The sequence below is a fragment of the Nocardia sp. NPDC004860 genome (genome assembly GCF_040609015.1).
GTDB lineage: Bacteria > Actinomycetota > Actinomycetes > Mycobacteriales > Mycobacteriaceae > Nocardia.
In genome coordinates this window covers 60,597-87,318 of record NZ_JBEXJI010000037.1, presented here as the reverse complement: position 1 = coordinate 87,318, position 26,722 = coordinate 60,597, and the positions used below count along the sequence as shown (strand labels likewise).

Below are 26,722 nucleotides of genomic sequence, written 5' to 3'. Positions count from 1 at the left end.
GGATATCCAGGAACATCCGCATTTCAGGGAGTATAGGCGGTCGTCAGGGGTGCTTTTACCCAACCCCCTGGTGAGGGGCACGTTCCTCGGACGTGCCCCAGTCTGTCACAGCGTGCCCCGCGATGTCCCGCAAAAATGTGGCACAGGATCTGACACTTCCCGCCCCGCGATGTCCCGGTCGCCAAGGCGCAGAACAAGATCATTTACTGCACTTACGCCTCGATGCGGACACGGTCCAGACCCCAATACGGCAACTGCCCAGCAATTCGACAGGACCGGCCCGCAAGGCGCTATCATCGCACGCATGTTCGAACACTGGCCGGATGAACTGACGCCATCACTGAGGCGCGAGGTCCACCCACCTACCCCAGTGACCGTCGACCTCGGCGCCGCCATCCCCACCGATGGCGCCAAGTTCGGCGCCAACGAACTCCCCCTCCGCGTCCGAGCCGGCGGCCTCGAACTCACCGGACGCGTCCCGGGGCTCCTCCACGCATGGGCACGCAGCCGCGACGGAGACTGGATCGCGCTCGTATCCCTGACCGTCAAGACCAGCAACGGGCGCGGTTCGATAGAGATCCAGCAGTGGTGTTCCCAACGCGCGATTCAGCCGAGAGAGACGGACAAGGCGACATGAACGACGAACGCATCGTCACCATCGCAGCCCTGACCCTCACCGCCCTCACCGACGAAGGCCACGACAGCGACTTCGCCGCCTCCGATCTGTGGCCAGCGGTCCGGCATGGCATCGAGCCGAGCCCTACAGTCGCCGAGATCAACCAAGCCCTGAAACTGCTTCAACTCCCGGACATCCAGGGCGTGATCGAAACCGCGGCAGGTCTCTACCGGCCCGCTCCAGACATCGACGACGCGATGGTGCGGCTATACGACGAGGAAGACGACGACTACGGCTACGACCCGCACTTCAGGCCGACGTTTGCCGATGACCGCTACTGACCGGTCAGCCCAGCCACGGGAGACTTGCACCCTCCCTATGGTGTTGAAGTCTCAGGCGCACAGTCGGATGAACCGGCAAGCCCTCCAGCTCTTCCAGCGTGAGGAATCGAACCTCTGTGGATTCATGGGATACCTGGATCTCGCCACCGACCCGCCGGCCGTAATACACAATCGCGAACTCTTGGCGGACCTCACCGTCCGAGTACTCGATCACATGCTCTGGATCGGTGTAGATACCGAGCAAACCCGTGATCTCGATGTCCAGTCCAGTTTCTTCATAGGTCTCGCGGACCACGCAATCTTCAAGAGTCTCCCCAACCTCCATGATTCCGCCCGGCAATGACCAGTTCCCGGAGTCGCCCCGACGCTGCATCAGCACGCGGCCGGAGTCATCCACCACCAGCGCCGAGCCCCCCGGCTTCAGCGAGTTGGGCTTAGGTGCGTTCGGGTCCTTGTAGTAGTCACGCCGTGAGCCCATGGTTTACCTCTGTCCTGTACGGGGTTGTACTACCCCATATCTGCTCAAACTGATCCGCGAACGACTCGAATATGCCGTGCGGAGACAACTTCCGCAGATAGAGCGCAGTGTGCTGGTAGCCCCTGGCCCGGAACAGGTAGGGGGTAACAATCATCTCGGAGTCGAACCGGAACACAGAGTTGTACAAGTGTGTGGCGTGAAGCCCCACCGAACACCCTGGGGTGTCAACGAGAGGCCCGAGCATGGACAACGCGTTGCGTATCCGGCCGGGAAGAGTTCCGCCCATCTGCTCCAGCGTGTCCCGCTCCAGGACGTGAGGACAGTCAGGATCAGCGAACCCTAGCCGCACCACGCACCCCGATTTCGCTTTGGCTGCAATGAGTTCGGACGCTTTCGGCAACAACTCGAACACGAACGGGTACGCGTACCCGATGATGTCTATCCGTTCGGTTGCCTTGTGCACCAGCGACACCCACAGATCGTTAGGTATCTCAGCACGGTGTGCGTAGGCTCCGAGCACCTCTGCCGTAGCTGGCGCCCCAGGCTTGGTGTCCGGCCGGGAGGCAGGCCACAACGACTCTTCAGTCTCCCCGAGTGCTTCGGCTACCTGCAGCCTGGTTCTCCGATGGGGTACCCGCCCGGCAAGCCACCTGTTCACGGTTTTCACGTCCACCTTGACCGCAGCAGCCAGCGCGGCCGAGTCGATTCCAGCCCTGAGCATCGCGGACTCCAGCCGTCGAGTCATAACTTGGAACCCTACGGGCATTTCGAGGACGCATGGGACGTTTTGAACGTCTCCGGATGTGTCCTAGACACAGTTCTGGCGTCCCGAAGTTCTTCCTAACGTCGTCGTAGGCGCTCGGGGCCGGTGATCGTCGTCCCCGCCCCGAGTCGCCACCGACGACGACACAGACGACGAACGACGGCGAGGGACGACGATGGCCTTGACCGAATCAGAAGCGAAAGTGCTTGGGGCACTGTCCGCCCTAGGTTCACTAGAAACGCTCACAGTCCGACAGCTCTGCCCCGCAACGAAACTGACCGAGACGACGATCCACCGCGCCTTGCTGCGGCTGTCACGCTCCGGTCTCGTCGTGAGCGCCCCGCATGGACCGACCAGGTGGCGGCCGACAGACCGCGGTCGAGTCGCGATCCACCAACCCCGGTACCGAGAGTTCCTTGGGGTGCAGCCATGAGAAGGCAGGCCATCGGGTTCCTGCGCCGAGACGTCTCCGGCGCGAACTGGCAGAACGATGAGGCGGCCATTCACGCTATCGCCGAGGAGTGCGACACGTGCGTTGCGCTTGTGGTCCTTGCCGATTCGGCTCGCTGGGGTGACCGTCTGGTCAACCATCTGTTCAACCTCACCTACGGCGAAGACGCGGACGATCTGATCGTGCCGACGATCGACCATTTCGACCACAGCGAACTTTGCGCGCTGGTGAAGATGGCCGATGTGATCTGCGTGGATACACGCAAGCGGTACACCGTCGCCTTCAAAGGCGACGACGGGTACGACCTGGAGCAAGTTGTGGTCCACGACATGGTCCCTCCGCAAGGGGTCTCACCGCTGGGACAGTGACCCACAAATGAATCGAAAGGGGGTGATGAAGTGCAGATTCTCGAACCCGGCCCGAACGGCAGCAGCCACGACAACTGGAACGAGGAAGCAAACTCTGACGGCCACAACGAAGACCTGAGCGGCTGGATCAACAAGCGGTAGAGGGTCTCCTGGCAATCAAGGCCCCCGGATGTGGATCAGGATGCGACCGCAAATTCATCCATCAGTCCCACTTGCCCGGGGGTCTTTCCATCCATTCCTGCGCGGCGAGATCGATCAGCTCAGCTGCAGCTCTGCCTGTTGCCGCGCGACTTTCAAGCACACCCCACGCTCGCCGGAAGACATCAACGTCCGCCGAAGTGGTCGCAACCAGATCCGACGTCAGTGTCTCGGCGATTGCAACGGAATCATCGATCAGCGCGAAGTTAGTTACGCGCCTCATCCACGCCGCGGTGCGCGGCACCACGCCGATCGACACAGTGTCTGATTCGACCAAGGCCCGAAGGTGATCCAGTTGAGCGAGCATCACTTCCGCGGAACCGATTGCGGACCACAGTGCCTGTTCGCCCAACAGAATCCGAATGTCGCGCCGGCCGTCGATCAGTTTCGCGCGGCGACGACGCACCTCCAACGCGCCCTCTACATCGGCTCCCCCCAGCAGCTCGGCATCGGAATCCATGAGCCGCGCCGCATACTCCTCTGTTTGCAGCATCGCCGGAACCGTCACCAGCTCGAACTCGAAGACAGACTCCGCGCGCCGCTCCCGCTCATACCGTTGCTCGTGCTGGTACAGCAGATCACCAGAGCGTTGTTTCGCCGCGGCGACAAGGCTTTCCAGATTGCGAAGGTCGGCGCGCAGTTCGGGTTCGATCCGGCGGGCATCGGTGGCCTGGCACCACAGGGTCAGGTCTTCGTCGGTCGGCAACTGCTGTCCGGTCTCCAACTTCGACACCTTGGACTTCGGCCAACCAGCACGCTCTGCCACTGCCGCACCAGTCATGCCTGCGCGCCTCCGCAGGGAGCGCAGACGAGCACCAAACTCGCGCCGCGCCTCGTCGACCACGCCCACAACCTCCTCAAGCCAGATATCCGCTTGAGCATGAGGTTAATGGCCGTCGCACGATTGATCGTGAACACGACGACACGACGACGCATTGAAAGTGAGCCCATCTCCACCCCTGATTCTCTATGATTCGAGGTTGGCTCAATTTGCCCTAGTCAGACTACACACATTATAAGTTTCTAGAAACACAACTCGCGGAACGAGACACACCAATGAGCGACGACCCACCGAGCCCTAACAGCAGCCATCGCAGCGAGGCCCGCTTACTTCGCCAGCCAACGGAAGAAATCCTGGTCCCCTCTGCGGACTTGCAAGTCCTGCTGAAGGCCGCCGCGGTGGCCGCACACGAGGCCGGACAGACGATGATGGGTGTCGAGCACGTGATTCTCGCGTTGCTCCAAACGCCGACGCTCTGGCCACACGAACAGCTCACTGCCGCAGGATTGCCCCCGCAGGAAGTCGCCGAGACGTTGGCGCGCGACGTAATCCCAGCCAGCAATGCCCAGAACGATCCGTCCGCCAACTGAAATGGCACGCGATGTCAGCGACAGCGGTCAGCCGGCAAGCTACGATCCCCCAAGCGCTTGCAAAGTAACAGCAAACAACCGCGCACCCGATGAACGGCTGAAAACGCTTCCTAGCCAGGGGGATCCGTGACCTACCCGCCACAACCGCCGCTCGGCCCCCAGGAACCAACTCGGCCGTATCCGATGCAACAGTTCCCGGGCGCCGCTCCCCTGCCCCACCCCGGTGCGCAGCCAGCAAAGAAGCCCTTCCCAATCTGGCTGTTCCTTGTGGGCCTCGCGGTGCTCACGGTCTTTGGACTGGCGAGTGGACCCGACGACATTCCTCCAATCGTCGTGCTCATCGTCGCAGTCCCAGTTCTCATCTTGTTCCTGGTCATCCGAGCACTGATCAGGGTTGGCGACAAGCGTCCGCCACCTGTGGTTCTCGCTCCTCCACCACAAAACCTGCCGCCGGCTGGTTGGTACACAGACGGCGCCGGCGCGGTCCGCTGGCACAACGGTACCGAGTGGACGGACATTGTCCAACCACCCACGAGCTGACCCACATACGACGAAATCTGCCCCGACCTTTGAAGGTCGGGGCAGATTTCTTTTCGAGAGGAGAGGGGGTCAGGTGATTCGGACGTAGCTGCCTATGCCGGTGTTGATCCGGAGGTTGCTCGCAGCGCTCGCGATGGCTTCGACCGTCAGCACCTGCCCGGAAGTGACATCAGCGTTTACAGACAGATCGACATTCGCCGTGGCGGTGGAGCCGATGGTCTGGGGCGTCCCAGTCACCTTGACGACGCCATCGAGCAGTAGCCGCACTGTGATTGTGAACGACCCGAAGTTGACGTTGGTGACCGAGAGCCGCACGGCGAGCAGTGCACCTGTCTTCGATCCCTGCGCTACGAGGCCATTGCCCGATGTCGTCGAGCCTGAATAGCCCGAGGTATCCGCCGTCCAGCTGGGCACTTGCGCGGGAAACGAAGTCGCAGTGATCAGATAGTCGGTGTTCTTGTTCATGCCGGATGGCTTGAACGTCGTCGCGGTCGCTGACAGGGTTCCAGCGCCTGTGAATGGCGCTGTCGCCGATGGTGTTCCAGTCGCGACGAGCGTGCCGGCGCCCGAGAACGATGCTGTCGCACGGGCGACACCCTGTGCCGAAAGTGTTCCTGCACCCGTGAATGGCGCTGTTGCAACAGCGACGGCGGTCGCGGAGAGACTCCCCGCTCCTGTAAACGGTGCGGAGCCCTTGTTTGTCGGCACGATCAAAGTGCCGTCGCTGGAGAACGTCGCAGTCGCAGCGCCAGCGCCCAGAGCCGACAGCAAGCCAGAGCCAGTGAATATCGCCACAGCTTGAGGAACCGCGACAGCGGACAGCGTGCCAGCCCCAGTGAACTGCGCAAGTGGGGGCGGCACGTACAGCATGTCGTGGCGGAGAACGGATCTCGACCGAGTAGGCAGAACGGGTGATGTGGAGCCGCGGGCTGGGAATGACGCGCGCCAGCCTGGGCGGCGTGGCAGCTCAGTCATTGGATCAGCTCTGCGCGAAGCTCGGTGTCACCTTGATCGTGCCGGCCGAACTCAGAGTGATGTTTGGCGACAGCGCGCACTTGTCATAGAAGGTGCCGCTCGTACTCGCCGACCACAGGCCAACATGGGTGTAGCTTCCGGTCGGGGCGGTGAACGTCAGCTCCGCCATCGTGAGCGAACCGCCAGTACCGGACGTCCAGGTGCCCTGCACGCGTGCATAGCCGCCGCCGCTCGCTTCGTTGTTGCCCACCGTGGTCGGGTCCGAAGTGTGCAAAGACACCCACACCGTGGACGCGCCAGACAGGGTCTTGTAGGCATCAGCCAGTACCTGGCGAGTCGTCGCAATAGCAATGGACATGGTTACTCCTGTCGGGCGACTTGCCCGCGGTACCAGCAGAAGTCCGCGCCGTCGTTGTAGCGGAAGTAGATGCGGAAATCGGCTGGGAGAGGGATGGTGTCGGCGACCGTCGAGGAGACCGTCCAACTGGCCGCGGATGAAGACACCGACGCAGACCAGGTAGCGAGTACGGCCCGGCTGCCGGTGGCGTAGAAGATGAGGTCGACAGTCGTGCCCGTGGGGATACTCGCACCGTCGGGCGGGTAGATGTCGTGAAGGAAGTCTTGGCCGGGGACCAGCACAAGGGTGTCGATCAGGGGTTCGTGACCGATAGTCATAGGCGCCGCCTTGAGCGAATGAGAATTGGTGCGCGGCGGGCGATTTCGCGGGTTAGGTGCGCGTCAGTAGGCGCACGTCATTCCAGGACGCGGAGTTGTTTCCGCTTTTCTGCGAAACCCGAAGGCCGCCCCAGGAATTCGAGGTGGTGACCTTGTTGTTCACGTCGGCCATGAGGACGATCTGGCCGTTCACTTCGATCCACGCCGCCTGATTCGTGCAGGAGAACGCCACGGTCGCGCCGTTCGGGACGGTCACCTCGGCGGTGTCCATGTAGTCTGTGTAGGTCGGATTCGTGAGACCGCCGGTGAATCGCGACAGGTAGATGTGGCCCGCGTAAAAGTTCGCCGAGAGTCCCTCGGAGCCATCCGATTTCGCGCGCAGGATCAGGCTCGCGTCCGCTCCGCTGCTCGGTGGGAGGTTGCCGCCGATGACGCCTTCGACACGTTGAATCCCGGACGTCATGCCCGTGTCGCGGATCAAGCCGACGTTGGTGTCCGCAGTTCCGGTAACCGACCAAGAGTTGCCGACGATGCCTGCGTTGGTGCCCTGCTGCGTCCACCCGTTGCTGACCGCGCCGTTCGCACGGTTGAAGTCGTCGTAGAAGACACTGGACCACGGTGCGACGCTTTGGAAATCGCTTTGCTGGTCGAACAGCACGAAGTTCGACTGCTCGGACCAGGCCGAGGTTTGATTCAAAAAATTCAGGGCGCGCCTGCCGGGACCGGCCTTCAGCGCAGTGGATAGCCAGTACTGGAAAACAAACGTACCGCTGACGTAAACCCGGACGAGGCGGTCCCGGTCCACCAGGATCGTGAGCCGGTACGTCGATCGGTTCATCAGGCCCGAGTACTCCTGTGTGGAGGCGAGCGTGTCGTGGAAGTTGAGGTCGTGATAGACCAAGATGCGGATCGAGGCGGTTGATGAGAAAACTCCCCGATAGATCGCGATCATCGGCAGTTCTTTGAGATCCGTGAACGCCACGCTCGTCCAGGACGGCGAGATGCACGCGGCCCAGAACTGTTCCTGGATGATGTTGCCGTCGATGTTGAGATCCATCTCGCAGCCCCAGTTTTGGGTGAACGGCATCTGCCAGTAGGAGACACCGCCGAGCTGCATCGGCGTTGAGAGGCCGTCGTTGATCTTCAGGACGTTGTTCTCAAGCCAAACGGTGCGGCTGTTATTCGTTTGCCGCCAAGGTGGCTGCACCGGATTCTCGTCCGGCCGCGAATGAAGGGCGTCGAGGTCGCGCCAGCCTGCCCACGCCCGCGCAGTGCGGCGCAGAAGGAAGCTCACGCAAGCACCTCGTCATCCACGACGCCGGTGATGGTGCCGCCATTCTGAGCCAGCCAGGCCCGAATCTTCAGCAGTGCCTGACGGTTGCCGAACAGCCCGATTGGATCGTCGGGGGCGACCCGGGGGCGGAGAGTCTCGGGTTCAGAGTTGAATCTGGCGACCGCAGCGTCGATGACAGGGATCGCCGCATCGTCCGGCGTCATATCGAACAGTGCCTCAAGCGATTCCACACCAAACGCGGCGGTCCACAGTTCAACCCGGTTCGGTAGGACCGCGAACGTTGCGTGATAGGTCCCGCCACGGTCGATGCACTCGAAAGCCTTCAATCCACTTGCCTCTCAGATGAATACGCCAGCGACGCAGATTTGCAGGACAGTCGGCGGGGTCGTCCCGGTGATCGAGGTGACGTACGGCCAGAACCGTTCTTTGTCCAGCACGGAGACGGACAGGGTGCCGAAGTCGCGGCGGGTGACGTTGGCACCCAGCACGCCGGTGTGGATGGTGGTGTAGCTGGTGCCCGCTGCGTTCCACTTCCGTGTTTCCACCGTGAACCCATTGGGTTGATTCAGCAGGCCCACGTGGATGTCGGTGAGCAGCGCGGTCCGTCCATCCGGGACATTGAGAATCGGTCCCAGCAGAAGCTCATTCACACCGAGGAGCACTTCGGCGCTAGCGACGATGAACTCGATGCTCCAGAAACTCGCTGTGTCATAGGCGATGTCGGCCTTCTCAGAGGCGTTCGCAGCGTCATTGGCCGCCGCCTGGGACGTCGTGACAGCTGCGTCCGCCGCACCTTGCGCCGTTTGAATCGGCGCCCGGATCTCGGTGCCGACCTTGTCCTGCGCGCCACCGAAGGCGCCCAGTGCACCGGATTTCATCGCGGTTTTGGCGTCGTCTGTCGTCGCAGTCTGGAGCGCCCTAAAGCCGCCTACATTGATCGAGCCATTGGGATCCGGCTGATTGGGGGCAGTCACGAGCGATCACCCCCATTGTTCAGATGTCGTTTGAGATTTCGGGCGGGATGGGTGGAGGCGGCGGCGCTGGCACGTGCTCGCGAATGAAGGCGAGCAGGTCTTTGACGTAGTCGACGAGGACATCGATGCGCCGCTGGTCCTTGTAGTGCTGGGCGACGTCGTCGACATGCTGTGTCTCAAGGGTTTTCACGCGTGACCGCAAGTCTTTGAGCTCTTCGCTCAACGGCGCGAGGACAACCGCGAAGTCGGCTCTCTGTGAATCCAGAGAGCGTGACCTCGGCGCGATAAAGCCGAGGACAAGCCCAAGAATGCCGCCGCCCGCCCCGAAGACGGCTTCCCACACGCGGGGTTAGCCGATGCTCGGGGTCTTGGCAGCAGCCACACCCAGACCCAGCACAGCCGAGACGACAGCCACGACCGCGGCAACCTGCGAACCAGTCGCGACCCCGTAGGCGATCAGGACCGGCTGCGCGGCACCGATGATGCCGTACAGCCAGCTACGCCACGTCGCGGTCGAATTGGCGCCGGCCATGGTGAAGCCCAGCAGGGCGGTGACCACGGAGGCCCACAGGGACGCGTTCGAATCGGAGAGCAGGCCGAAGGCGACCAGCAACACCTGAAGAGGAGCCAGGACCGCGTAGATGCGGCCCCGGATGTCTGCGGAGATGTCGCGCAGGGTGTCGAAAGACATGATGATACCTCGCAATGCGTTGAGGAGGTGCAAGAGTCAGGCGGCGTCCGCGACGGGAGTGTCCGTCTCGCCTGAAGTCAGCAGGCCGAGGGTCTGCTTGGGGGTCCAGTAGATGCGGCCATGCTCGAACTCCTGATAGGAGCCGGTGTCGAACGGGACCTCATCGGAGGTCGGCCAACCGAAGGGCCCGGTCTCGAAGCCGGAGCGGTTCCAGCGGTTACGGATCTCGCCGTGCACCCACGCGCCTGGCTGCCCGTAACGGCGGTAGATCGCGCCGTTCTCGAAGCCCTGCACGTCGCCCACCGCAGAGCCGTCCGCGGCCTTGAGGACGGTGTGGTCGCCGACCGGGTAGCCGAGAGAACCAGCCTCCCAGCCGAGTTCGGCCCACTTTTGGAACACGTTGAGCGGCAACGCGTGCGCGCCTACGCGCGGATGCCAGTACACGTAGCCGTTGTCGAACTCTGCGTAACGGCCTTCACCGTCTGAAGTGGGCAGTTCGCCTTCGGTCTGGCGCTTCCCGATCCACGCCGCGGCACGTGCCGCCTCTTGATCGATCATGTTCACCGCCGGGGCGACAGGAGCTGGCGTTGCCCCGCTCACGAACTCCGCGACGTGCTTGGCTGCAACATCCCACGGGAACGCGTAGCCAAGATCAGTGTGCGTGCCGATACCCAGGCATTGGGTGACGTACTTGTGGTCGGAGATGCCATCGCGGCGCGTGTAGGGCGGCGGGATCATGTCCGTCGAGGTGTTGTACTTGCGGGCGTCCTGCACACTCAACCAGGCGGCGATCCGGATGTCAGCTTCGCGGGCCAGCCACTGATCACGTGACCACGACGACCGCGAGCCCGCGAAACACATGTTGATCGTGTACGGATTCGCGTCCAGCACACTCCAGCTGGCGTAGTCGGTGTCCACCACGTCCACGACGACACCGTCGCGGATGGTGTAGTGGTAGGAGACCTCGTTGCCAGTGTTGTTCAGGTAGGCAGCCAGGCTCTCGGCCGAGCTGTTGCCTTCCTCGGTGTGCCAGAGGATGTTGCGGACACGCGAACCCCACCGGTTCGAGCACGAGTTGCCCATCCGGTCCAGTTCGACGTAATCAGGCTTCGACGCCATGGATGGACTCCTAGAGGGAGATTGAGAAGAAGTGGGATCGACGGCGCCGGCGAAGTACGGTGCCGGATCGACCGCTCGGCCGCCGACGCGACCTGGCGGGGTCCAAACCTCAAGATGGAGGTGCGGGCCGGTGCTCTGCCCGTAGGTGTTGACGTAGCCGAGCAGCTGCCCCGCGCGAACGCGGTCGCCTCCGCGCACCGCGGGGTCGCCGTGGCCGAAGATCAGGTCCACGCCGGCCGCGGCTTGGGCGTCGAGCCACACCCATCGGCCGAAACCTTCGACGTCGGTGCGCTCGGCGCCCTCGACGATCGTCCCGGAAAGCGGGGCATAGAACGGGGTGCGCATCTTCGCGGCGAAGTCCATGCCGTAGTGGAAGCCACCATCACGCGGGCCGAAAGGCGAAGACACTGTGTAGGTTCCGGACTTGAGCGGAAGGTACTCGAAGCTCATCGGCTACCCCTGCGGCTCGTAGCGCTTCAAGATGCCGCGGCGCGCGCTGCCGAGGAAGCGTTCGATGTCCAGCACGCGCCCGCGTTCGTCCTCGTCCACGTCACGCAGGTACGCCAAGACCTCAGTGACGGTCTTGTGGATCGGGTCGAAGGGCAGCGGCTCGTTGGAGACGCTTGCACCGTCCCGCGACGGCCGGCCATAGCGACGCTCTGGTGCTGGGGCCTCCCAGCGATCGGCCAGCTGGTCGTCCTCAGGTACCGCGGTCTGAGGGTCGAAGCCGAGTGCTTCGGCCAACTGCCGCTTCGCGTCCTGTGGCAGCGACTGGACGAATTCCTTAATGTCGAGCTGGTTGCGCTCCGGCTCATTGATGTCGACCCACACGCCAGGGCTGGTGAGCCAGTGCGGGTTCGAGGTCTGGGGACGCTGGTACTTGATGATCCGCTTCGGCGGAATCACGGATCCCATCGGCCGAGAACCGCAGTCCCACTGGCGTCGCGAGACCATCTTCAGGTACTCGACCGGGAACGGCAGCGGTGCCCCCTTCATCCCCGGAAGACCAGCGAACGTCGGAAGGAACGCTTCCTCTGGGCAGTTCGGATTGCAGTTCTCGAAGGTCGGGAAGCCGCCCTCAGGCAGCCACGGTGAGGTATCGACCTCGACTGGTTCGTCACTCAAAGTGGTTGTGCTCCTGGGCTATTTGCCGGTCACGCCGAGCGTGCGGACCGTGCTGTAGAGGTCGCTGATCAAGCTGAGGGTGCGTGCGCCTCGGTCTTTGTTCTTTTCCTTCTCGCCGATCGTGCATTTCCACTCGGCGAAGCTGTCGCGATCCCACGCGAGCGTGAGCTCAGTGACCTGGTCGACGTAGATCGTGAAGTCGTCGAAACCTTGCGTTGCCGCGAAGTCGCCGAGGACTTGCGCACCGATTCGGTCGCCAATGAAGAAGTGGCCCTTGCCCTGATCGCCGATATACCACGGGGCACCGTCACGGATCATGACCTCGTGGGAGAACCATGAACGAGTGTCGTGGAGGCCCTTGCGGATCGAGAGAAGTGCTTCGAGTGTGTACGCCCGGTCGCCAGACGATGCGATGTACTCGTACAGCCGCGCCCAACCCGAATGGGTCGCTCGCGCTTGGGATTTCGCATGATTCCAGGCGGCGATGGTGTCCCAGTAAAATGGCTGAAGCACGGCATCAGTGGCGCCACCAACCGGCGGAACACCGATCATCATGGCGATCAGATCGCCTGCGGTCTGGATCGTGTTGTGGTTCCAGAAGCCGTTGGCGGAGTAGTTCTGCCACCCTGGTACGGACATGTCGTAGTAGTCGTCGACGCCGAGTGGTCGGATCTCCACCACAACCTCGTAGGTTGCGTAGATCGATTCCGGCACTGCGCGATAGCTGGAGTCGTCCAGATCCGATGTCGGCAACTGGACTTCAGCTCTCGAATAGGTCGAGTGGTTGGCCGCTGCGACCGCAGATCCGACCTGAACATCGACGCCCCGTATCCATCCGGATGGCGACAGAAACCGGTGTTTGTGCGTCGCTTTGATCGATCGTCCACTCTCTAGGACATATTCGAAAAGCTCGGCCCGCCCTTTGAGGAAAGCGCGTGTCGCCGTTGCTGGAACACAATCGCCTGATGGGGTCAGCGACCATACGCGGAACGGTTCACCGTGAGCAGCGAGCGCATCGATCCGCAGAGCACCATCGGGACCGTCGACAATGGTGTCTCCAGACACGCAGGCACTTATCAACTCGTTTACGAACGGCATCGAATGGCCGCCCGTGACAATCTGAATCGCTGTCGAGGGCGTGTACGTGAACTTCGACGATTCGATGCCGGTCTCTTCGCCCTCCATGTACACGACGTATGGGCACGTCTTGTCGGTGAGCTTCTGCCCCGGAACGCCATAGGAACCAGGCACAGCTGGGTCGACGATGGCGTCTTGGAAGTCGTCGAGGAAATCGTCGGTGAATTTCGCGACGGTGCGTTTTAAACCGAGGAACGGGTCGCCGCCGTTAGACGTGTCGCTGTAGTAGCCGGACTTGTCGACGATGTCGATGACGAGGCACCCGTTGCGAAGCGTTTGACCGGCGATCGGCTGCTCGTCGTCATCAGTTAAAAACCGGCGGCAGATGACGGAGAGCTCGGCATCCGCGAGGATGTCCTTCGACATCTCTGTCCAGTACTTGAACCGCGAATTCGGTACGGACCAAAGCGTTCCCGCATTCATGTCATCGAGGAACTCAGTCGGCTTAACGACCACCGACCAGTTACCCATGCCCGGCGCTGAACTTCCCTGGTTCATTGGGTCGTCGGGAAGCTCCCACAAGCTCGTCTGCTCGCGCATGATATTCAGGAACAGCGCGGTCTTGAGCGTCCAAATCGACGGGCCAGCCAGGAAAAATGTGCGCGGGAACTGCACGAAATCCGGGAGGAACGGGTTACACCAGACGAGATAGTGCGACAGGAAGAAGAAGTCGTGCATCCAGCGCACGACCAAAACCCGTGTGCCGTCTTCTCTTTTTTCAATCGTGTGATCAAAGAGAACACCGGACCAGCGGGCGCCGTCCTTGTCTACAGTGATGAAGACGTTGCGACGCTCGCCAGCGTCCACACGGTCCTTGACCTGCCAAATCCACTTGGCGATCGGGTCCCAGAGAGGGATCTCGGTGAGACCGGTGCCCGCGTCGTTGTCGATCCATGTGAACTCGGCTGTGTACTCGGTGTTGAGCACGCCAGCCAAATCCCAGTCACCGGTCCAGATGCGGACTTTCGGTGGTTCGAGGCGTGAGCGGGCTTCGGCTTCTTCGCGGGCTGTGGTGGCAGCCCAGATCATGTTGCACTGTTCTTCGAGGGACAGCGTTGATATATCGGTCATTCCGGTTTGACACCGCACCTAAGCTGAATGGGATCCCCGAAATCAGGTGCCTACCTGGAGGTTTGGCGTGTCAGAGTCCCCTGAGAAATGGCTCCCAGTAGTTGGATGGGAAGGGCTGTACTCGGTGTCAGACCGAGGGCGCGTGAAGGCTGAGGCGCGAACTTTGACGCGCAGAGACGGAATTCCCCAGCGGCGCCGAGAGACGATCCTCAGCCCTGGCCTCACGCCCACCGGCTATCTCACACATTCGCTGTCGAAGGACGGCGTAAAGACCACCGTCCCGGTTCATCGGCTTGTGCTCGAAGCCTTCGTCGGCCCCCGACCTGAAGGCTGGCATGCATGTCACGGCGAGGGCGGCAACCAGGACAACCGCGTCGTCAATCTGCGCTGGGGAACGATCCAAGACAACGCGCAGGACCGCATTCGTCATGGAAACAACCCCATGCTGAACAAGACCCACTGCCCGCGGGGGCACGAGTACACACCGGCGAACACGTACAGACGACCTGGAAATGAGGCTCGGAACTGCCGAGCATGCCGTCGCCAGGAGAAGATCAACCGCAAGACTCGTTCCGCCCAGCCGCAGTTCCCGGCCTAGTGCAGACCCCAGGCTCGACCCCACCGACGTGGGCAATACACCTCAACTCGTGCACCACCGGTTGGGGCGCTTTCGACCCGGACCGGTAGTTCGGTCTCTGGGGTGTACGGCGGCAATTTGTGCATAAACCAGATGCCGTTCATGCGGCCGATGAGGTTGGTGTCGTTGTAGTCGCGGATTTGCAGCTTCATCGGGTCGAGGTCGATGCGTGCGCCGCCTTCAAGACTGGTCAACAACGGGAGGGTGATCTTCCGGTTCGCCCAGTCGCCACCTGGGACCCGGTGATACCGCTTACCTGTCCATGAGAAGTCCGGAAGTGTCCACTTACCCTGCGTGACAACCCATTTTAAAAACAGGGGTTGATCCGTCGGGTTGTAGACAGTCACGAACCCGTCGCTGGTGCCGGAAGCGCCTGTCTGGAAGTAGTCGTATGGGGTGTTCTCCCATTTGTCTTCGAACCAGAATGGCTGTGCGGCAGTGACTGCCATCGGGACGACCGATGAAACTGTGAGTCGTGGGTCATGCTTCGACTCGAATGCGATCGATTCGGAGAGGGCCAAATACAGTGAGCGCGTGCCGGATCGATCGGTGGTGACCGACATCTTCGTCAACGTCGATGCCGGATCCCACGGGTCTGGTTCGTAGTCCCAGGCTTGCCGCCAACGCGAGTCGAGATCTTCCCAATCCTCGGGGGTTTCGCCCTTCAGATTGACAGCGAAGGTGAGGTCTCGCTGCTGGACCTTCTTACCTTGATACGTGGATCCACGTTGGTACGCCGACGACTTGTACTTTGTGGTGACCGGCGTGTCGTAAAGCCCTTTGACATCTGTTGCCAGATACATGCGGGTCGACACGCCGGGACCATTGATGACGTGATGCGAGTCGTCGACGCCGAAGATTTCCACCTTGGCGGACTGGCGCAATAGAACTCAGTTCCCTCGTGCGGTTTTGGTCAGCGCACGCAGATCCGCGATTTGCTGTGCCTTCCGATAACCCTCGGTGACGTCAGCGGGGTAGATGTTGATCGTCGTCGATTGGTCATTGCTGATTTGCTGTCCAGCGGGCGTGGCCGAAGTTGCCTGATCCGCAGCGCCGGTGACGTTTTGGCCGGCGTTGTAGTAGCCGGAGTCGGTCAACGCCTGCGACGCTTGTGCCGCTGCGGCCTTCTTCTTCTGCCACTCATCCCAGGTGTCCTTGTAGGACGTCGCCTGCTTGTACAACGGAATGTTGCGGGGGTCGTCGATCCCCAGCGCGCCGAGATTCGCGTCGATAGCGTCGGTGAGCCCGGTATCCCACACGGACTGGAAGCGCTCTTTTGTCTTGGTGCCGAGCGTCTTCCAAGTGTCGAGACCGACCTTCTCGTTGCTATTCACGCTCTCGCTGAGCAACGGATCGTTCGAAACCTGCGTCGAGTCGGGCAGCGTCTGCCCTTCGACCGTCGTGCCTGGGTTCGGCGTGGGCGTCGAGTCCTTCTGCAGGATCCCAAGCCCTTGACCGAAGTCCCGCAGTGCTTTCCACTGCGGATTCGTGAGCACCGCCTCAGGCAAGCCCGTGGTGTTCCAACCGAACGTCATGTTCGGCCAGATGCCGCCCTGGTCGTAGCCGTGGCCTTGGAACCCTTGATCCAGCGACCCATGTGCGTGGATTGCCCAGTTGATGCCGGCGCGGATGTTCGACTCGGGATCCCAGATATCGGTGTTGTATCCAGGGTCCGCGTAGGCTGCGAAGGTCGGATCGATGACCTGCATCAAGCCCTTGGACGGCGTGCCCTTCTTGGCGTTGTCGTCGGTGAGGTTGATCGCCTTCGGGTTGCCGCTCGACTCGGACTGCATCTGCATCAGAACCCGGTCGGTGTAGCCCTCAGAGAGGCCCTTGGCCTTCAGAATGCTGACGACCAGGCTGCGCCATTGCTCCACGCCCGCGGACGGGGTGTAGTTCGCCGAGCCACTACCCGCGCCGACGCTGCCCTTCAAGGTGCTGACGACGGTGTCGACGATCTTGTTGGCGAAGTCCTTTGGGATGCTGCCGAACTCGCCAAGGCCGTTGAAGGTGGGGACGCTGTCCGCCATCGCCCGCAGGGGCTTCTCGACGAGGTTGTTGACCATGAGATCGCGACCGCCACCCACGATGGCACCGACGCTGCTCTTGATGCGCTCCCAGAGGCTCTTCTGCTGATCGCCGCTGAGATTCGCCAGAGGCTTGACGTTCGCCCAGTGGACGTGGTCAAAGTGGCCACCCAGATCGCTCGCGTAAATGCCTTGCAGCTCAGCCTGATTCGACGGATCTGCGTGGTAGCCGCGCGCGTTGTAGAGCAGCGGACCAGGGCCGTAGATCAGCTGAGTCGACTCGGGGTAAGCCGAATAGATCCAGTTCGCGATCTGCTGCAAGGGTCCTGCGATGTCGATTGCTTCGCCCTGGCCGTGGAAACCGCTGTCACCGGGCCGGTAGCCGCTGGTCACAGTCGCATTTGAGAATGCCTGCTGGATGACATCAGCCATCCAACGGTCAGCGTCGGACCCAAAGGTGACGCCACCGCCGATGGCGAAGTTGCCATCCGTGGACTGCTTGCCGCCGCCAGCGAGCACCGACTTGCGCATCCGGTACATGGCCTGATGGCCACCAGCTGCTTGCACTTCGGCGGCGGTCCACATGTGTTCGCCGGCCGATGCCATGATCGGCACCCGGTCCTCGGTGGGGCCGCCTGGTCCGTAGATCGGGCCGCCAGTAGCGCGGTGGAGAGGTCCACCCGATCGGCCGCCGGTATCGCCGCCTTCGCCGATCCGCGGGATGTCGGTCCACTTCTTGTCGGAGCCAAGGAGATTCGCGACCGCGTTCCAGGCGCCGCCGAGCCCGGAGTTCAGGAGGTCGATGACGGTGTTGAGCGGGCCTTTGATCTTGTCGCCCAGTCCGGACCAGTTGAGGCCCAGCTTGTCGGCTATTCCGCCAAAGAAGCCAGGCAGGTCACTGAAGGCTTTCTTGATCTTGCCGAGTCCGTCATCGCCGGTAAGGAAGCCAGCCAAGCCGGACATGCCGCCTTTGAGCTTCTCAAACCCGTTGTCGCCCAGGATGTCTGTGATGACACCGGGGAGCAGGTTCTTCAGGCCATCGAGCGATCCGGCGATTCCGTTGCCGCCCAGGAGGTTGTCGAAGGCACCAGATCCGAGGCTGCCGAGGTTCCTTGTCAGGTCGGTGAACCACTTGGCGATCGTCGGGATCTTCTCGGCAACCTTCTGTTGCAGGCCGTCGAGCTGATTACCGATCCATCCGGAAATGTCGCCGGTGAGTGGTCCGATGTCGCCGCTCAGTAGTTTGCTGATGTCGAAGGCGCCGTTGCCGATCTTGCTGAACAGACCGACTTTGCGATCGAGCCAGTCGAATGCGCGAAGCACCTTGTCGGCGTCTTCACCGATCTTCTTCATGGTTTCGCGCAATTCGCTGAAGAAGTCTTTGATGCGCTGCTGCCCCTCAGGGCTACCCAGGTAGTCGGCTAGTTTCTGAGCACCGCTGACCAGGCTGTCCATCCAGGACTTTCCGGTGTCGTCGGAGCCCTTGAAGATGGATGCGATGATTCGAACAACTTGTTTGCCGAGTGACATGAATCGGTTGAACGCGTCGATCGAGTCTTGAATGAATTGCTTGAATTTAGCTTTGCCCTCATCGGATTCGGCCCACTTGCGGAACTTCTCGGTAAAGCCGAGGAAGCCCTTTGACATGTCCGGGAAAAAACCGGAGCCGGTTTCCGAGAGCGACAGGAAGCCCTGGACCAGATTGTCGATGCCATCGACGATCGGGCCGATCGAATTCTTGACGTTGTCGAAGACGGTCGACAGCTTGGAGCGAGTCGCGTCGGTGTCGAGGTCGGCGAAGGCGCGGCGCAGGGCGCCGTTGATCTGGTCAGCGATGCCACCCAAACCGCCCTTCAGGGTCGGAATCCAGTTGTTGACAAAGCTTTTCGCGGAGTCGCCAAGCTTGTCGAAGAAGTTCTCCTGGACCGAGAGCTTCAGGTCCTTCAAGCCCGACTTGACGTCGAGCATCTTGGTGACGAAGTCCTGTGCCGCCGGCGACAGCTTGCCCATCGCCTTCTCGAAGTCCTTCACCGCATCGCTTGGCTCGGTCAACGCCGTTTGGAGATCCTTCGACGCGTCCGCGAGCGCCTGTTGCGACTTCGCCAGGGTCTTGTAGGCGTCCGACAGGTTCTGCTGGGCGGTCTCTTCAGCCTCTGCAGCGGAGGTGACCTTGTCTTTGGCGGATACGACAGCGTCTGCGCCTTCGACGCCCTTCTGATTGGCCTCGGCGGCGTCTTCGGCTGTGCGCTTCGACTTTTCGATGACGTCTTGCTGGTCGGCGAGCGCTTCCTTAACCTGAAGCTGCGCTTTCGCCTTGTCGATCGCGGTCGACGACGTGTCGCTGAAGACGTCGTACAGGTTCTTGTATGCCTCGGCGACACTGATGGCCGCGGACTCTTCGTTCAGCTTTGTTCGCGCGAGCGCACGGTTGAGGTCGTCGATTTCCCGCGCCGCGGTCTTGCGGGCAGTCGTCAGGTCCTTCTGTGCCTGCAGCGAATTCTTTTGCGCGTCACGCACACCACGCTCAGCAGAGACAATCCCCCGTTCGGCAGACTCGAGAGAGTCCGCTGCCGATGCTTGCGCTTTCTGGGCCGTCTCGATCTTCTTGCCGCGTGCTTGAGCATCGTCGGCGGCGTTATCGGATACCTTCTTCGCTGCCGCAAATGCGTCGCTGACGCCATTGAGAGCGACCTTCAGCGTGCCGAACACGGCGGCAGCACCGGTAATCGCTGCAGGAAGCAACGCGACTACGCCCAGTGCCTGCACGAGCTGACCGATCAGCGGCACAAGGCTCACAGCAGCGAGACCGATCAACGCGACCTTCGCGATACCCAGGAGGTTGCTGAAGCTGAAGAGTTGGCTGAGTGCGTTCGACAGTCCATCAGCAATGGCCGATCGCAGCCCTCTGAATCCCGCTCCCAGCAGGCGGGTGGCTGAGTTCTGGTTGCCGTGGGCGCGGGTGAGGTTGTCGGAGGCTGTGGCTTCTCGCCCCATCAGGTCGAGGACGTCGCCTGTAGCGCGGCCCAGTTCGCGGTTTGCTCGCGTGAGGGCTTGTCTGGCGGAGGTGCGTCGGGATTCGCTCGAACTCGAGCGGTTCATCACCTCGTCGTAGCGTTGCTGCGCGAGGGTGACCGCGTCCTGCGCGTCGGACTGCCTCTGGCGTGCAGCGCTCAATCTGGCTGCGACGCTGGCAACTTCGGCTTCTGCACGCGCGACGGAGGTCCGGTCGATCTCGATCTGAAGGCGCACCGCCCGCACAGGGCGGGTGAAGATGTTGCCAGTCAGTCTTTGGGTGCTGCGGCTGGTGCCGGTCCCAAGGTCACGGAACTGGTTGTTGATCGCGCCTGCGAGGCTGCGCAATGCCAGCAAATGCGCCGTTGCGGCCGCGGTATCAACGTTGACGTTCAGCGTCAGCGGAATCGCGTTTTGCCCGGTGCGGAAGGCTTCGAGCTGAGCGGTTGCCTGCGTGACATCGGCGTCGACGTTGGCGGTGATCTTGGCGGCGATGCCGCCCTGAGCGGTTTTGACCTTGTTGCGGAGAGCGGTCTTGAAACCCGTGATGTCAGGATCGACAGGGACTTTGACGGTTACACCGGCCGCTGCGGTGTTGACAGCCTGACGCAATTTGGTCTTCAGGCCAGCTGTCTTGGTGTCGACCGGGATTTCGATCTTCACGCCCTGTTGGGCAGTCTTGACCTTGTCAGCAATCGACGTCTTGAGGCCGATCGTCCTCACATCAACAGGGACACTGACCTTCACACCCGCCGCAGCGGTCTTGACCTTGTCTCGAAGATCAGTCCTGAAGCCGGCCGCGAGGGTCGGCTTCGCCTCGATAGAGACGCTTATCCCTGCTGAGGCGGCATTGACCTTCGACTTGAGGTCGGTCTTGAAACTCTTCGCCAGTGTGGGCTGAACAGTGACCTCAAACGACTGCTGAATCGGCTCGAGAAGCTTCTTGACATCGGCCTTGAAGGTCGACGGCAGTTTCGGTTTCAGCAGGAGCCGCGCCGATCCGGCGGTATAGCTGCCCCATTCGGCCACAGCGGCCCCCTGTGTAGTTAGTCGTAGATGCCGAGCTCTTTGAGCGCGTTGGTGACTTCGATCTGGTCCATGCGGTCGCGCATGCGCTGGTAGGCGGTTTGCGGGCGCGGTTCAGGCGGGAAAGGCGGCGGGAGCTTGCCGCTGAAACTGGCGGGGACGACCCGCATCAGCTCCTTCAACAGATCGATCTGCTTGAGTGCGAGCAGCACTTCGAGGCTGTATCCGCGCGGTGAGATCGGCGGAACCTCTCGCTGCTCAACGTGTTCCGAGTCATCGGCCTGAATGCGCTGCCAGGCGAGTTCCTCATCCATGGCCAGCGCTGACTGGTAGCGGGACTCGATCGGCAGCTGTCGCAGGAACCGATGCAGCTGTTGCCAGGGATGGCGACCGCGGAAGAAGTCGAGCAGGTCCCAGCCGTGCCCGTACTCCCAGAGGTCGCCTTCGATTTCCTCCCCGTACTCCTCGATGAGGAGGACGAGGGCTACTCTCCCCCCGGCAGCTCGGCACCGTCCTCGTCAGGCACCGATCCGAAATGCTTGTTGAGGTCGTCGACGAAGTCGTACAGCAGCTCGATCGGCTCGTTCTTGAGCTCAGCCCACACCGCGTCGAAGGCGTCGCCGCAGATGGCAGCCAGGAGCGGTCGCAGCTCGGAGATGTTCGCGGCGCCGTTGTTGTCGATCATTTCCGCGATCGCCAGAGAGCGGGCGACGGTGTCAGGCGCTGTGATCAGGATCGGCGGATCAACGGCATCGAACTCGTACGGTTCCTGCGCCTTGTGCTTCGCGCGCGCCTGGTCTCGCAACGTGGCGAATCGCGACTTCTTCGCAGCAGTCTTCGGTGCAGTGTTCTTGGCGGTGGCCATGTTTCGTCTCCTGGCAGGAAGGGGTTACTTGGCGGTGGGCTTTTTCTCGACCGGAGCGGGACGCTCGACGGCCGGCCGCTGGACCGGCTTGGGGGCCGGTGCGGCGATGCTGTAGCCCTGGTTCAGCAGCTGCTCACGCTCGGTCGCGGAGCCAACGAGGCAGTCGCGGCCATCGGGCGCGACCATGCGAACGGGTTCGAATGCCATGGGGTTCTCCTGGCTTGAATCCCTGGCGGCAGAGGAAGATTGGGCCTGCCCCGCGCGCGGCCAGGAACACGCGCGGGGCGGCTGTCAAAGAACGCCGGTTAGGCGTAGGTCACCGCGAACGGCGCAGACGCACCGGTCGCGTTGGTGACGATCACGTTCTGCGAGCCAGCCGTCTTGGGCGGCGTGGTGATCGCCAGAGTGAGGTCGTCCACAAACGTGAAATCAACGGCGTTGGTGCCACCGACAGTGACCCCGGTGGTGCCGGTGAAGTGCTGGCCACGCAGCACGACCGACTCGTTGCCGGCCGCCGCCCAGGTGCCCGCGGGCAGATAGGAGCTGATGACCGGAACCGCAGCGGTGGAGGTGAAGCCCATCGCACTCAGGAGCGGCTTGATGCCGGGACCGCAGAGCACGTTCTTCACCGAGTAGCCCAAGGTGCTGTCGATCTTCGCCTTGAGGGTGATGTTGTACTCCAGGGCCTTTTCCTGCGACCAGGACTGCTCGCCGACCTCGGTGACGGTGGCGCGCGGAATGACCCGCAGGTAGTAGATGGCATCAGCACCAGCGCCATCGACCATGCCGACGATGACCCGGTTGTAGCGGGTCGCGGGCGAGGTGGGATCGGTGAACTGGACCTCGCCGGTGGTGGCGTCAGCGGTGACCGCGGACAAGTCGACACCGGAATACAGTTCGAGGGTCTGACGGCGGGTTTCGATCAGCGTCATGCTGATGGACATGTCGCGGGTCAGGATGTCGGTGCGCGGCGGTTCGAGCGCACCCCACGCCTCCACATCGGAGCTCTTGACGTCCGGCTTGAAGCTGGGCGGGTTGTCCTTGCCGATGTAGCCGAGACTCTTGAAGTCCGACAGCGACTGGAAGTCCGCGGCCACACCGGAGGTGAAGCTGGCGGGGATGTTGGCGTCATGCGCGCCGATCAGCACGAACCCCTTGTTGGGCCGGCGGATCAGCTCGGGACGCCATTCAGCGATCTGCTCGAAGGTGACAGCAGTCATGAAGGTTCCTTGGTTCAGCCACACCCAGAAGCCCGGCGCCACTAGGCATTCCGGGTGGTGTGGGAGGAAGAAGAGTTGCGCCTACGCGCGGGGTCGCCGGTAGGAGAGCTCGACGGTGGCGGTGACACCGCGGGCGTCGCGACGGAAAGGCGGGATGTACTGGCCGCCGGTTTTCTCACCAGCGGTGTCGATCAGGTGGCCGCCGGGTGCGGTGTTGCCTGCGAATTTGATGCGGTCGAGGACAACTGTTTTGAGATCCTTGGAGGCTGCCCGGTCAGCGGCGACGCATTCGACGTCGATGATCGGGCTGTCGATGAGATCGGTTGCTGCCCCGCCGACGCGGGTGACGTAGATGTAGGGCGGAGGGATCTCGTCGGACTCGTAGGTGACCACGGGCGCGATGTCGTTGAGCAGTGCGCGCATGACGTCGTCGAAGTTAGGGAAGGGAATCAATCGCTCACATCCCGAATGAAGTCGGCCATCACATGCTCGGGTCGGTTCCAGCGGGTTCCGTGTTCACGGAAGCGTGCGTAATAGCCTGAGGCGTAGACGATTCCGGTGAGAACGCCCTCGTCGGGGATCACTCCGGCTTCCACGTGGGTGGCATTGAATCCGGTCCTCCACCTCGAACGGAGTGCCCACCGGTCCGCGCCCTGCTCCGCGACCTCTTGGAGGAATGCGCGCAGCTCGTCGCTGTCGACCAGGATGCGTTCGAGGTCGAAATCACCGCTGTCGTACTCCATTGGTGCCGTCCTTCGCGATCTTGAACCGGACGCCGGGAGCCCAACCGGTGTAGCCGTTCTGAGCCACCCGCACCTCACCGTCGATCACGAACTCGTGAGCGACGCCTGGGACGCGAATTCCGTCCGATGCCAACACATCCGAGCCGAGTGGTGCGGTGATCTGCGCGAGGCGCTGCAGCAGGTCGCCGGTACTGGCGTCGGTGCTGTCGGTCAGCCACTTCAGGTCGACAGGCCCGATCTGGTGGGTAGTCGCGGTCGCGGTCACGTGGTCGCCTTGCCAGTCACGGGCATTAGCTGTGCCGCGGCGGACCACGGTGAGCATCGTGCCGTGTGGGTAGCGGGCTGGCGCGTAGTTCACCATGAGCGGGGCCTCGTCGATGCCAGGCCGGCGTTGCGCAGGATCACCAGTGCTGCGGGTGCGAGGGTGCTGAGTGCGCGGCTGATTTCTTCTGCGCTGGGTGCGTCGGCGTAGGTGACCGATCCGCCGTCCGCGGTCTGCGATTTGATGGCGACGGCTCGCCCGACACTGCCCGCTGTGGGATCGATTCCCGCGAGATGCCATTGCGCGGCTTGCGCGCAGGTGGCGTTCTTCATGGCCTCGGCGATGTCGAGGTCGATGGGCAGCCCTGACGGGTAGGTGTCGTAGAGGTCGCAGCGGGTGGTGTTGCGGACGAGTTGGGAGGCGTAGCGGATGAGGCGGTTGGCCGTGGCCGTGTCCGGGAGGTCGGTCAGCCAGTCGGCCAGATCATCCGGTTCGGCGTAGACCAGCACGTGTCACTCCTTGGTGGCGGCGCGACGAGTGCGCTTGGCGACCGGCTTGGGCTCGGCCGCCGGTTCCGCGTCGGGCTCCGGTTCGGCTTGACCGCCGGCGGACGGTTCTGGCGCCGGTTCCCGGACGGGTTCGCGCGTGGGTTCTTTTGCGGGCGCGTCGATCTCGGACCAGTACGCCCATTCCAGAAGGTCTGGTCGCGGCTGCTCGGATTCGATCACCCGGTTCGAGTGCAGGTACTTGTAGTAGTGCACGACTCTCCGAAGGTGTTGGGCCGCGACCGATCACCCGATGCCGCTGGGCGACACCGGGTGATCGGGAGCGGGATTAGGCCAGGTCGCCGCGCAGCAGCACGCCGCGGTTGGCGTCGAGGACCTTGGTGCCGAACAGGATGTCCAGGCTGATGACATCGGACTTCTTGTCCATGCTGTACTGCTTGACCAGACGCAGGCTCAGGCCCTTGTAGGACTCGATCGCAGCCCAGGTGTTGTCGGTAGGCAGCGCCAGGGTGGCCGACGCGAACGCGGTCGAGGTCCGGTGGAACGCCACACCCACCTCAGTGGTCGGCTGGCCGGTCGCCGGGCTACCGGCGGGCTGCACGATGTTCTGGGTCATGTAGGTGTCGAAGCCCAGCAGCTGGCGACCCAGCGAGCCCTGACGCAGCGCGTCGGTAGAGCCGCTGTGCTCGGCGAACTTCAGCCAGTCGGTGCCCAGCCACTGGGCCCGCGTGGTGGGGCCGATGACCGCGGCACGGTCGGAGGCCGGAACGTTCGCGATGTTGAGCAGACGGTCGGCCTCGATGAGGGTTTCCGGGTGCTTCCAGTTGTCGTGCGCGCCGGTGGTGGTGCCGGGGAAGTACTCGTCACCCGCCACCTGCGTGAACGCGGCCTTCTGAGTGGCGATGATCGCGCGGTCCACGGCCTGCGCCAGCGATTCCGCGGCCGGGGCCAGGAACTGCTGGTCGAAGTCCTCGAGCCGCAGGGTCAGATCCGCAGAGCTGATCGCGAAGGACACATCCTTGTGGGTGTCCAGGGTGACCTGCACGCCGGTTTCAGTGGCGTTCTGAATGGTGATCGACGGGCTGGCCGGATCGAAGGTGTTCGCGACGAAGGTGGCCGGCTTGCGGATGGTGACGGTCGAACCGATCTTCTGACCGGCCCATTCCTGCGACACATCGGTGTACACCAACGGGACCATGCACAAGTTCTCGTACAGATTCGCGAGAACCTGGCGCGCGATAACGCTGGGAGTGAGAAGGGTATTCGCCATTGAGGATGGCTCCTAAAGAATTACGACCGCTCACGATCGCGGCGTTCGCGCCGCTCTCGGATCAGGTCTTCAACGGTTTTGGCGGCATTGGGCTTGGGAGCCGCATTGCCGCTGCTGAGGTCACCGCCGCTTCGGGGAGCCGCCGCCTGGGCGGGCGCCTTTTTCAGCTTCGGGTTGGATGCGACTGCCGCAGAAACGATTTCGGCCACCTGGGTCGCGAAATCGTCGGCAGTGGTGTCGAGCTTCTCGATTTCGCCCGCGATCTTGCGCGAGTCGAGAATGGCGTCGAGATCGCCGTCTACGCCCTTCGCCGCATCGGCGAGGGCGTCCTTACGCGCGTAGGAGCGCAGCTTCTCGGCGTAGGAGTCGCGTTCGGCAGCGAAGTCCGCTGCCTGCTTCTCCGCGGCCTTGAGCAGTTCGGCCGGATCGGGTTCGGCCGGATCGAGACCGAGGGTGGCCCGTAGCTTCTCCACGAGATCGGTGGTGGCCTTCTTCGCGGCTTCCTGAGCTGCGGTTTCGGCCTTCTCGTTGCCCTTGACGCGGTTGGCGGCAGCTTCCTTGCGGAGCTTGTCCACCTCGCGATTCAGACGAGCGATCTCGGGATCGACTTCAGGCTTCGCCGAATCGGTTTCGGCCTTTTCGGTTTCGGTGGCCTGTACATCGCCACCGAGTTCCGGGGCCGCAGTTTCCTCGGCGGAGGTGTCGACGGTTTCGTCGACGAGGGTTTCCTGGGCGTCGGCTTCGTCAGCCATGAATGTGCCTCCTGGACACGCAGAAACGCCGCACGGCAACCTGGCCGGATACGGCGTTGAAATGACGAAACCCCCAGGGCCACAGGCCAGAACTGGGGGTTGTGAAGCCGCTAAACGCGGCGGGGATTCAATTGAGAATCAGATCGCTCGCCAGGACTCGAACCTGGACTAACTGAACCAAGGTCAGTGGTGCTGCCAATTACACTACGAGCGAG

Annotated in this window: 33 protein-coding genes and 1 tRNA gene; 6 read left to right on the top strand and 28 right to left on the bottom strand. The window is 62.5% G+C overall.

The window, feature by feature from the left end:
- Positions 1-304 precede the first annotated feature (304 nt).
- Positions 305-637, top strand: coding sequence for a hypothetical protein (locus ABZV44_RS40435; RefSeq protein WP_354848962.1), 333 nt, complete (start codon positions 305-307; stop codon positions 635-637).
- Complete coding sequence (locus ABZV44_RS40430) at positions 634-957, top strand: hypothetical protein (RefSeq protein WP_354848959.1); 324 nt, start codon at positions 634-636, stop codon at positions 955-957. The genes ABZV44_RS40435 and ABZV44_RS40430 overlap by 4 nt, the downstream gene beginning before the upstream one ends.
- A gap of 4 nt (positions 958-961) precedes the next feature.
- Here the strand turns inward: ABZV44_RS40430 and ABZV44_RS40425 are convergent, their stop codons facing one another.
- Entirely contained in the window at positions 962-1,435 is a 474-nt protein-coding gene (locus tag ABZV44_RS40425) for an NUDIX domain-containing protein (RefSeq protein ID WP_354848957.1), read from the bottom strand.
- Positions 1,419-2,180: an XRE family transcriptional regulator gene (locus ABZV44_RS40420; protein WP_354848955.1), complete on the bottom strand. Its 762-nt coding sequence runs from the start codon at positions 2,178-2,180 to the stop codon at positions 1,419-1,421. Before ABZV44_RS40420 ends, ABZV44_RS40425 begins: the two co-directional genes overlap by 17 nt.
- A gap of 447 nt (positions 2,181-2,627) precedes the next feature.
- On the opposite strand from ABZV44_RS40420, the gene ABZV44_RS40415 reads away from it, so the two are divergent.
- The gene (locus ABZV44_RS40415; RefSeq protein WP_354848953.1) at positions 2,628-3,017 is read left to right on the top strand and encodes a hypothetical protein; all 390 of its coding nucleotides are present in this window, start codon (positions 2,628-2,630) and stop codon (positions 3,015-3,017) included.
- Positions 3,018-3,219: 202 nt separating this feature from the next.
- Here the strand turns inward: ABZV44_RS40415 and ABZV44_RS40410 are convergent, their stop codons facing one another.
- Complete coding sequence (locus ABZV44_RS40410; RefSeq protein ID WP_354848950.1) at positions 3,220-4,059, bottom strand: DUF5753 domain-containing protein; 840 nt, start codon at positions 4,057-4,059, stop codon at positions 3,220-3,222.
- 212 nt (positions 4,060-4,271) lie between these two features.
- Here ABZV44_RS40410 and ABZV44_RS40405 point away from each other — a divergent pair, with 212 nt between their 5' ends.
- The gene (locus ABZV44_RS40405) at positions 4,272-4,586 is read left to right on the top strand and encodes a hypothetical protein (protein WP_354848947.1); all 315 of its coding nucleotides are present in this window, start codon (positions 4,272-4,274) and stop codon (positions 4,584-4,586) included.
- 183 nt (positions 4,587-4,769) lie between these two features.
- The gene (locus ABZV44_RS40400; protein ID WP_354848968.1) at positions 4,770-5,126 is read left to right on the top strand and encodes a DUF2510 domain-containing protein; all 357 of its coding nucleotides are present in this window, start codon (positions 4,770-4,772) and stop codon (positions 5,124-5,126) included.
- Between the two features lie 69 nt (positions 5,127-5,195).
- Here ABZV44_RS40400 and ABZV44_RS40395 read toward each other — a convergent pair whose 3' ends face one another.
- The 11 genes from ABZV44_RS40395 to ABZV44_RS40345 form a co-directional block, all read right to left on the bottom strand.
- Positions 5,196-5,591: a hypothetical protein gene (locus ABZV44_RS40395; RefSeq protein ID WP_354848944.1), complete on the bottom strand. Its 396-nt coding sequence runs from the start codon at positions 5,589-5,591 to the stop codon at positions 5,196-5,198.
- A 514-nt stretch (positions 5,592-6,105) separates the two neighbouring features.
- A complete protein-coding gene (locus tag ABZV44_RS40390; RefSeq protein ID WP_354848941.1) occupies positions 6,106-6,459 on the bottom strand; it encodes a hypothetical protein in 354 nt (117 codons plus the stop codon).
- A 2-nt stretch (positions 6,460-6,461) separates the two neighbouring features.
- Positions 6,462-6,776 (bottom strand): hypothetical protein, encoded by a 315-nt coding sequence (locus ABZV44_RS40385; RefSeq protein ID WP_354848939.1) that lies wholly within the window; start codon positions 6,774-6,776, stop codon positions 6,462-6,464.
- A gap of 52 nt (positions 6,777-6,828) precedes the next feature.
- Positions 6,829-8,070: a hypothetical protein gene (locus ABZV44_RS40380; RefSeq protein WP_354848936.1), complete on the bottom strand. Its 1,242-nt coding sequence runs from the start codon at positions 8,068-8,070 to the stop codon at positions 6,829-6,831.
- Positions 8,067-8,396: a hypothetical protein gene (locus ABZV44_RS40375; RefSeq protein WP_354848933.1), complete on the bottom strand. Its 330-nt coding sequence runs from the start codon at positions 8,394-8,396 to the stop codon at positions 8,067-8,069. Before ABZV44_RS40375 ends, ABZV44_RS40380 begins: the two co-directional genes overlap by 4 nt.
- Positions 8,397-8,408: 12 nt before the next feature.
- A complete protein-coding gene (locus ABZV44_RS40370; RefSeq protein WP_354848930.1) occupies positions 8,409-9,044 on the bottom strand; it encodes a hypothetical protein in 636 nt (211 codons plus the stop codon).
- Positions 9,045-9,063: 19 nt separating this feature from the next.
- Positions 9,064-9,387, bottom strand: coding sequence for a hypothetical protein (locus tag ABZV44_RS40365; protein WP_354848927.1), 324 nt, complete (start codon positions 9,385-9,387; stop codon positions 9,064-9,066).
- A gap of 6 nt (positions 9,388-9,393) precedes the next feature.
- Complete coding sequence (locus ABZV44_RS40360) at positions 9,394-9,735, bottom strand: hypothetical protein (protein WP_354848924.1); 342 nt, start codon at positions 9,733-9,735, stop codon at positions 9,394-9,396.
- 36 nt (positions 9,736-9,771) lie between these two features.
- Positions 9,772-11,304 (bottom strand): peptidoglycan DD-metalloendopeptidase family protein, encoded by a 1,533-nt coding sequence (locus ABZV44_RS40355; RefSeq protein ID WP_354848921.1) that lies wholly within the window; start codon positions 11,302-11,304, stop codon positions 9,772-9,774.
- Between the two features lie 3 nt (positions 11,305-11,307).
- Positions 11,308-11,979 (bottom strand): DUF2744 domain-containing protein, encoded by a 672-nt coding sequence (locus ABZV44_RS40350; RefSeq protein WP_354848918.1) that lies wholly within the window; start codon positions 11,977-11,979, stop codon positions 11,308-11,310.
- Positions 11,980-11,997: 18 nt separating this feature from the next.
- Positions 11,998-14,187 carry a hypothetical protein gene (locus ABZV44_RS40345; protein ID WP_354848915.1) on the bottom strand — a complete coding sequence of 730 codons (2,190 nt, stop codon included), beginning with the start codon at positions 14,185-14,187 and terminating at the stop codon, positions 11,998-12,000.
- Between the two features lie 46 nt (positions 14,188-14,233).
- Here ABZV44_RS40345 and ABZV44_RS40340 point away from each other — a divergent pair, with 46 nt between their 5' ends.
- A complete protein-coding gene (locus ABZV44_RS40340; protein WP_354848913.1) occupies positions 14,234-14,785 on the top strand; it encodes an NUMOD4 motif-containing HNH endonuclease in 552 nt (183 codons plus the stop codon).
- Here ABZV44_RS40340 and ABZV44_RS40335 read toward each other — a convergent pair.
- From ABZV44_RS40335 to ABZV44_RS40270, 14 genes are all read right to left on the bottom strand, one after another.
- The gene (locus ABZV44_RS40335; RefSeq protein WP_354848910.1) at positions 14,782-15,708 is read right to left on the bottom strand and encodes a hypothetical protein; all 927 of its coding nucleotides are present in this window, start codon (positions 15,706-15,708) and stop codon (positions 14,782-14,784) included. The genes ABZV44_RS40340 and ABZV44_RS40335 overlap by 4 nt on opposite strands.
- 6 nt (positions 15,709-15,714) lie before the next feature.
- Positions 15,715-20,892 carry a transglycosylase SLT domain-containing protein gene (locus ABZV44_RS40330; protein WP_354848908.1) on the bottom strand — a complete coding sequence of 1,726 codons (5,178 nt, stop codon included), beginning with the start codon at positions 20,890-20,892 and terminating at the stop codon, positions 15,715-15,717.
- Between the two features lie 17 nt (positions 20,893-20,909).
- Positions 20,910-21,203: a hypothetical protein gene (locus ABZV44_RS40325; RefSeq protein ID WP_354848905.1), complete on the bottom strand. Its 294-nt coding sequence runs from the start codon at positions 21,201-21,203 to the stop codon at positions 20,910-20,912.
- A 170-nt stretch (positions 21,204-21,373) separates the two neighbouring features.
- Positions 21,374-21,754 carry a hypothetical protein gene (locus tag ABZV44_RS40320; RefSeq protein ID WP_354848902.1) on the bottom strand — a complete coding sequence of 127 codons (381 nt, stop codon included), beginning with the start codon at positions 21,752-21,754 and terminating at the stop codon, positions 21,374-21,376.
- Positions 21,755-21,778: 24 nt separating this feature from the next.
- The gene (locus tag ABZV44_RS40315; protein WP_354848899.1) at positions 21,779-21,961 is read right to left on the bottom strand and encodes a hypothetical protein; all 183 of its coding nucleotides are present in this window, start codon (positions 21,959-21,961) and stop codon (positions 21,779-21,781) included.
- 98 nt (positions 21,962-22,059) lie between these two features.
- Positions 22,060-22,974, bottom strand: a complete 915-nt coding sequence (locus ABZV44_RS40310; RefSeq protein WP_354848897.1) for an IPT/TIG domain-containing protein — start codon at positions 22,972-22,974, stop codon at positions 22,060-22,062.
- 81 nt (positions 22,975-23,055) lie between these two features.
- On the bottom strand, positions 23,056-23,427 hold the full coding sequence (locus ABZV44_RS40305) for a hypothetical protein (protein ID WP_354848894.1): 372 nt from the start codon (positions 23,425-23,427) through the stop codon (positions 23,056-23,058).
- Positions 23,424-23,717 (bottom strand): hypothetical protein, encoded by a 294-nt coding sequence (locus ABZV44_RS40300; protein WP_354848891.1) that lies wholly within the window; start codon positions 23,715-23,717, stop codon positions 23,424-23,426. Before ABZV44_RS40300 ends, ABZV44_RS40305 begins: the two co-directional genes overlap by 4 nt.
- The gene (locus ABZV44_RS40295) at positions 23,698-24,078 is read right to left on the bottom strand and encodes a hypothetical protein (RefSeq protein ID WP_354848888.1); all 381 of its coding nucleotides are present in this window, start codon (positions 24,076-24,078) and stop codon (positions 23,698-23,700) included. Before ABZV44_RS40295 ends, ABZV44_RS40300 begins: the two co-directional genes overlap by 20 nt.
- Complete coding sequence (locus ABZV44_RS40290; RefSeq protein ID WP_354848886.1) at positions 24,072-24,488, bottom strand: hypothetical protein; 417 nt, start codon at positions 24,486-24,488, stop codon at positions 24,072-24,074. The genes ABZV44_RS40295 and ABZV44_RS40290 overlap by 7 nt, the downstream gene beginning before the upstream one ends.
- A 3-nt stretch (positions 24,489-24,491) precedes the next feature.
- On the bottom strand, positions 24,492-24,740 hold the full coding sequence (locus tag ABZV44_RS40285; protein WP_354848883.1) for a hypothetical protein: 249 nt from the start codon (positions 24,738-24,740) through the stop codon (positions 24,492-24,494).
- A 73-nt stretch (positions 24,741-24,813) separates the two neighbouring features.
- A complete protein-coding gene (locus tag ABZV44_RS40280) occupies positions 24,814-25,755 on the bottom strand; it encodes a P22 phage major capsid protein family protein (RefSeq protein ID WP_354848880.1) in 942 nt (313 codons plus the stop codon).
- Between the two features lie 20 nt (positions 25,756-25,775).
- Entirely contained in the window at positions 25,776-26,507 is a 732-nt protein-coding gene (locus ABZV44_RS40275) for a hypothetical protein (RefSeq protein WP_354848877.1), read from the bottom strand.
- A 142-nt stretch (positions 26,508-26,649) separates the two neighbouring features.
- A tRNA-Gln gene (locus ABZV44_RS40270) sits at positions 26,650-26,721 on the bottom strand.
- Position 26,722: the final 1 nt, after the last annotated feature.